The 6,067-nt window shown below is 34.5% G+C and carries 5 protein-coding genes; 3 read left to right on the top strand and 2 right to left on the bottom strand.

From position 1 onward, the window contains the following. Positions 1–195: 195 nt before the first annotated feature. The 3 genes from JCM15579_RS18920 to JCM15579_RS18910 all read left to right on the top strand — a co-directional run bounded on the left by JCM15579_RS18920 (position 196) and on the right by JCM15579_RS18910 (position 3,362). Positions 196–636 (top strand): hypothetical protein, encoded by a 441-nt coding sequence (locus JCM15579_RS18920; protein WP_157471559.1) that lies wholly within the window; start codon positions 196–198, stop codon positions 634–636. Between the two features lie 146 nt (positions 637–782). Next, positions 783–3,008, top strand: coding sequence for a TonB-dependent receptor (locus JCM15579_RS18915; RefSeq protein ID WP_083464773.1), 2,226 nt, complete (start codon positions 783–785; stop codon positions 3,006–3,008). 39 nt (positions 3,009–3,047) lie between these two features. Continuing rightward, on the top strand, positions 3,048–3,362 hold the full coding sequence (locus JCM15579_RS18910; RefSeq protein ID WP_083464772.1) for a heavy-metal-associated domain-containing protein: 315 nt from the start codon (positions 3,048–3,050) through the stop codon (positions 3,360–3,362). A 74-nt stretch (positions 3,363–3,436) separates the two neighbouring features. Here the strand turns inward: JCM15579_RS18910 and JCM15579_RS18905 are convergent, their stop codons facing one another. Together JCM15579_RS18905 and buk are read right to left on the bottom strand one after the other, a co-directional pair. Further along, positions 3,437–4,498 carry a hypothetical protein gene (locus tag JCM15579_RS18905; RefSeq protein WP_054722706.1) on the bottom strand — a complete coding sequence of 354 codons (1,062 nt, stop codon included), beginning with the start codon at positions 4,496–4,498 and terminating at the stop codon, positions 3,437–3,439. 460 nt (positions 4,499–4,958) lie between these two features. Continuing rightward, the gene (gene buk / locus JCM15579_RS18900; protein WP_054722703.1) at positions 4,959–6,035 is read right to left on the bottom strand and encodes a butyrate kinase; all 1,077 of its coding nucleotides are present in this window, start codon (positions 6,033–6,035) and stop codon (positions 4,959–4,961) included. Positions 6,036–6,067 lie beyond the last annotated feature (32 nt).

Genomic DNA, 6,067 nt, shown 5'->3' with positions numbered 1-6,067 from the left:
TAGATAACTAAAACCAAAAATATCTAAACAGACACTATCAGATTAGTGTCTGTTTTTTTTTGCTATGACTGAATCAATTATCATTATTTTAACAAAAAAAGCAGTTCCTTTTCACCCTTTTTTAATCTTTACCTGTCTTAAGGTTGTAAAGGATATTGAAAAAGTATCTATTTTTACATCCGGAAAATGAAAAAAATGCTTCGAAATATAATCACATTGCTTCTTTTAGGATTTTACCTAATAGGATTTTGTGGTGTGCACTTTATAAAGCACAGTTGTTTTTCTTGCGAGCATTCAGAAATTCATTTTACCGTAGATGCTGATTGTATTGACAGTGTAGACTGTAAATGTTGCTGTGATCAACATGATCACGATAAAAAACATCATAAAATTTCAGAGCTTGGTTCTCTTCTTTGTTGTGATTACAATCTGGTTTATCTAAAAACAGATCCTAATACTACTTTAACTGAAACAAGTAAAGCTCCTATAGTTATTGAGACTTTGCTTCTTTTCGAGAATGCATTATACACAGCTTCAAATTCAAATACTACCATTACAAAGAGTGGTTATGTTGATGATTATCCTGATGACTATATTCAAGTCGACAGGTGTAAGTTGTGCACCTTCCTGTGTTGATTCCATAATCACCAAAATTAAAAATACATAATGATGTTCAAACTATCGTTGTGTAACATTCGCGTGCAATAAATTCTAAACTAATAAAATAGATCAAGTTGTATTGTGTACAATTTGAAGCTGTATTGTATTAATTTATTTTTATCATGAAGATTAAAATAATAACACTAATCCTCTTAATTGTACCCTTTTTGTCAATGGCAAAAAATACTGTTATTAAGGGTAAAATTGTAGAAAAACAAAATTCAGGAGAACAAATTCCTTTAGCGGGAGCATCAGTATTTTGGAAAAATACAAGCGTTGGCACCGCTGCCAATATGAATGGTAATTTCACTATTGATGTATTAAATGATTCAAAGACATTGGTAGTTCAGTTCGTTGGTTATAAAACCAAAGAAATCAATATTAATGATTATAAGAATCAAGAATTATTAATTGAATTAGATCCAAATATTGAATTGAAAGAAGTTATTGTTTCTGAAAGAAAACTTGGAACCATTTTGGATAGAGACAATCCTATTCAATCACAAAGTATAACAGGAGCAGAACTTTGTAAAGCAGCCTGTTGTAATCTTTCTGAAAGCTTCGAAACCAATGCTTCTGTTGATGTCTCTTATGCAGATGCTGCAACGGGTGCTAAGTCGATTAAACTTTTGGGTTTGACAGGAAAATACATTGAAATGATGACAGAAAAGAATCCAAATTTTAAAGGATTAGCTTCTGTTTATGGTATGGTATATGTTCCTGGGCCATGGATGGAATCCATTCAGGTTTCGAAAGGTGTGGGTTCAGTAATCAACGGTTATGAATCAATTACTGGTCAAATTAATATCAATTATCAGAGACCACAAACCGCTCCAAAATTCTATTTAAATACTTTTGCAAACAGCATGGGTATGGCAGAAGTAAACATGATAGCTTCTGCTAAATTATCACCTAAGCTTAGTACGGCCATTTTAGCTCATGGACAAGATAATGATCGGGAAATTGATCACAATCATGATCATTTTCTAGATGATCCCATGGTAACTCAGTACAATTTCATTAATCGTTGGAACTGGGACGCTAGTGAATTTTTTAAAGTACAGTTCGGTGCCAAGTTTATTGATGAACAAAGAATTGGAGGGCAAAAAGGATTTAAAAAGGATCAACCCAATGATTTGAACAACGCTTACCGTATTAATATCGACACCAGAAGGTACGAGGCATTTGCTAAGTTTGGTTATATCATGCCAAATGATGATGACAAAAGTGTTGCCTTAATCACAAACTTTGCATCTCATGAGCAAAACTCATTTTATGGTCTAAGAAACTACGATGCAGAACAAAAGTACTTCTATGCAAATCTGCTGTTTCAGTCTTATATCGGTAACCTAAAACATAAATATACTGCTGGTTTATCCTATGTTTACGATGATTTTAAAGATCATTTAAGTATAGATAACCTTGTAACAGACAGAACTGAGAAAGTTATCGGTGCTTACATGGAATACACTTGGCTACCAAATGATAACATTACATTACAAACCGGATTACGTTACGATGATCACAATATCTATGGTGGTTTTGTGACTCCCCGTTTGCATTTTAGATATCAATTTGCTCCAAAAACTACAGCACGTTTGGCTGTTGGTAGTGGTAGAAGAACATCAAATCCAATTGCTGAAAACAGCTTTTTATTAGCATCTAGCAGATCTTTGGAAATTGCTGAAGATCTCAAACAAGAAAAAGCATGGAACTTTGGCTTAAGCTTAACTCAATATTTTGATTTATTTGAAAGAGGGTTTACACTTTCGGCTGATTTTTATAGAACCGTATTCGACAATCAGATCATTACAGATTTAGACAATAGCGTTGATAAAGTAAGATTCTATAATCTTGATGGCAAATCATGGGCAAACAACTACCAGGTTGAATTAAAATTTGCACCTGTCGACAGATTTGATGTAACAACAGCAATTCGTTTTTCTGATGTAAAAGCTGACATTAATGACCAATTCCAAAAGGTACCATATGTAAATCGATTTAAGGGTTTAATTACAACATCCTATGCTACAAACTTTAACAAATGGCAATTCGATTTCACCACACAGTTTAATGGTGATATGAGAATTCCTTCAACAAGTGCGAATCCGGAACAGTACCAAAGACGCGAAAAATCTCCTGTTTATGCATTAATGAATGCTCAAGTCACAAAGAGATTTAAAATTTGGGAAATATATGTGGGAGCTGAAAACATTAGCAACTATACACAAAAGAATCCGATAATTGGAGCTACTGATCCTTTTGGAGAATATTTTGATGCTTCGATGATATGGGGACCGATCCAGGAAAGAAAGTTCTATGTAGGATTACGATTAACAATTGAATAAACAAACACTAATATATCTAAACCAATAAAAATTAAACAAATGAAGAATTTATCTAAAATTTTCAAAAGTACTCTATTAGTATTAAGCATTGTAATTACATCAACTTTATCTTACGCAGCAAATAACAGCGACAAAAAAGTTGAAACTGTTGTTTTCAAAGTAGAAATGGATTGCATGGGATGTGCAGGGAAAATTGAGAAAAATATCCCTTTCGAGAAAGGTGTAAAGAAATTAGATGTTGATTTTAAAGCCCAGAAAGTAACTATTACTTATAAGGCTGACAAAACAAACAAGGAAGACTTAAAGAAAGCAATTGAAAAATTGAAATTTAAGGTTGAAGAAATTAAAGCCTAAATTCAAGTATTAGAATAAAAATTAAGAGGGTGTCCTTGTTAGGACACCCTCTTTTTATATTGATCAAATTTAAATTAAACTCCAGGAGTTGGTTCTGCTTGTACAGCTTCAATTGTGTTAATAAGCAGTGCACGAATATATTTTGGATTATGTGCTCCGAAACTTCTATCTTCCGATAAGCCAACCCAATTAAAGAAAGCACGTGCCTGAACAGTTGGATAAGTACCAGGTACTGGTTCATAGGCTTCATCTTCTTCAACCCACTCAAGAACACCTAATCTTAGCAGTTCATCACGTAAAACATCTAATTTTGCAGCAATATCAGATCGAACTCCACCGTAGTTGAAGTCTTCTTCATTTGCCTCATGGCAAGTATTACATGCGACTAAAGAAGGATTCCATGTATGACCTCCCTCATCTCTGTCATTATCAAAATCAGCCATGTGACATCCTGTACATGAAGCCTGCTTCAAATGGAATGATGATCCAGCCTCAGGGTAATCAACAGATCCTTCAATCTCAGCAAAACCAACACCATATACTGAGTTAGCTTGTGCACCGTGGTGTGGACCCCAATGTGTACTTGTAATTCTAAATGTATCTTCACCTGGATTGGTTAGGGCAGGTTCTGCTCTTCTTGATTGGTGACAATTTGCACACAAATTAGAATTACCATTTAAATCCATAGTAATAGAAGGATCAAAAATAGGATTAACAGGATCTTTAAGTCTTAAAGCATAATCTCCTGCTCCCATTGTTTCATGCAATCCATGACAAGTAGCACATTCCCATGCTGTTGGGTTTGAAATATTACCTACAACATCACCTGTAGTTGCAAATTGCACAAAACCTTGATGAGAGTGACATTCAGCACATGAAGCTCTACCTCCTGCATAATCAACTGCATTCAAACCTGCATTATGAACAGATAAAGAGAATTGTGCTTCAATATTTGTTTTGGTTGTAGTATTATGACAGGCCATACAGGTAGAATTTCCATCTTCCCCGTCAATCCCGTCTGTACCATCTGCACCAGCTGGTCCCATTGGTCCTTCCTTAGTACAGCTGACAATTATTAATGAAATTGTAAAAATTCCAACGCCGACAAGTTGAAAAAATAAACGAGCTTTTTTCATAATTCATGAATATAAGGTTAATACTTTTTAGTTTATGATAGAGTGAATAAGAGCCCTACTCTTATCATCAATAAATATAGATGAATGCAAAAAGCTTATCAATAATTGCTTAGCGAGATTTACACCTTAGAATAAAGAGGTTTGCTACATTAAAAATACGAGAATTAGGCTATTATAATCGATTTTTATCTTACGTAAATCGATTTTTGTCGCCTCGTATTATGGCACTCATTCATGCTTAAAGTTCGAAATGTGAAAAAGTAATTTATTCTACAATGAACTTTCATGACAACATATGAATTATCCACAGTAATAGAAATTTCGTTATGGTTTGATTTTGTGCATATTGAATTTTCAAATGGTTCTCAACTACCACATGCCAATTGGGGATAATTTTGGTATATTCTTTTTAATTTCAAGACTTTCATAAAAAAAGCCGACATGTGTCGGCTTGTGTTATTTAATATTCAAGAATTTCTGTTTCATTTCGAAGAATCATCTTACCATAATAGGAAAGTGCTCCAAGAACCTCTGCTCCTGGCTGAATAGATACAGGTGCAATTTTATCAACACGAGCCCTTATCGCTTTTACAAATTTCTCATCCTTCGCCATGCCTCCTGTAATGATTATCGCATCCACAGGTTCATCCTCAAATACTGCATACATTGATGCAATTGATTTAGAAACTTGATATGCCATTGCTGCCAAAACTTCAGTTGCTTTTGTATCGCCTGCATCTCTCATTTTACAGACATCATAACCGCTGTAAGTATTAAAATGAGCAAACAATCCACCCTGCCCGGTTTGCTTATTTAATATTTCCTCTTGAGTGTACTTTCCTGAAAAACATTCCCTAATCACATCGCCCATTGGCAAACTTCCACTACGGATTGGTGAGAATGGTCCATCCCCATCATAAGCCTGGTTAGCATCTATTACCTTTCCCTTTCGGTGAGCTCCAATACTAATCCCTCCTCCCAAGTGTGCTACAATTACATTCATTTCTTCATATTCCTTGTAAACACTCTTGGCATATTTTCGTGCTGCAATTTTTTGATTCAATGCATGAAAGATAGATTTCTTTTTGAATTCAGGACGCCCCGTAATTCGAGCAATGTCTTCTAGCTCGTCAACAACAACAGGATCAGCAATAAATGCATCAGCATTAGTCAATTCAGATGCAATTGCATTGGCTAAAAGTCCACCAAGATTTACAACATCATCGCCATACTTACAATTTGACAAATCTTTTACCATAGAATCATTTACTTTGTAAACTCCTGATTTAACAGGCTTAAGCAAACCTCCACGACCTATTACAACTGCAATGTCTTCAACTGCAATATCATTGCTCCTTAGCTCATCCAGAATAATTTTTGCACGCAAGGCAGCTTGATCAACATAGCGATCGAAACCATTAAAATCTTCAGGTTTATGATTTATCTTTTTAAGAAATACAGTTGTATTCATCCTATATACAGCAATTCGGGTAAATTGCATTCTAGGATTCAATGCCAGAATTAGTTCTCTACTCATATTGTTGGTATTTTGGGTTAAACAAACTACAA

Origin of the sequence: Marinifilum fragile JCM 15579 (assembly GCF_001310955.1) — a bacterium.
GTDB classification, from domain to species: Bacteria; Bacteroidota; Bacteroidia; order Bacteroidales; family Marinifilaceae; genus Marinifilum; species Marinifilum fragile.
The sequence above is the reverse complement of the archived record's forward strand: the minus strand, read 5'-3'. Positions and strand labels throughout refer to the sequence as shown.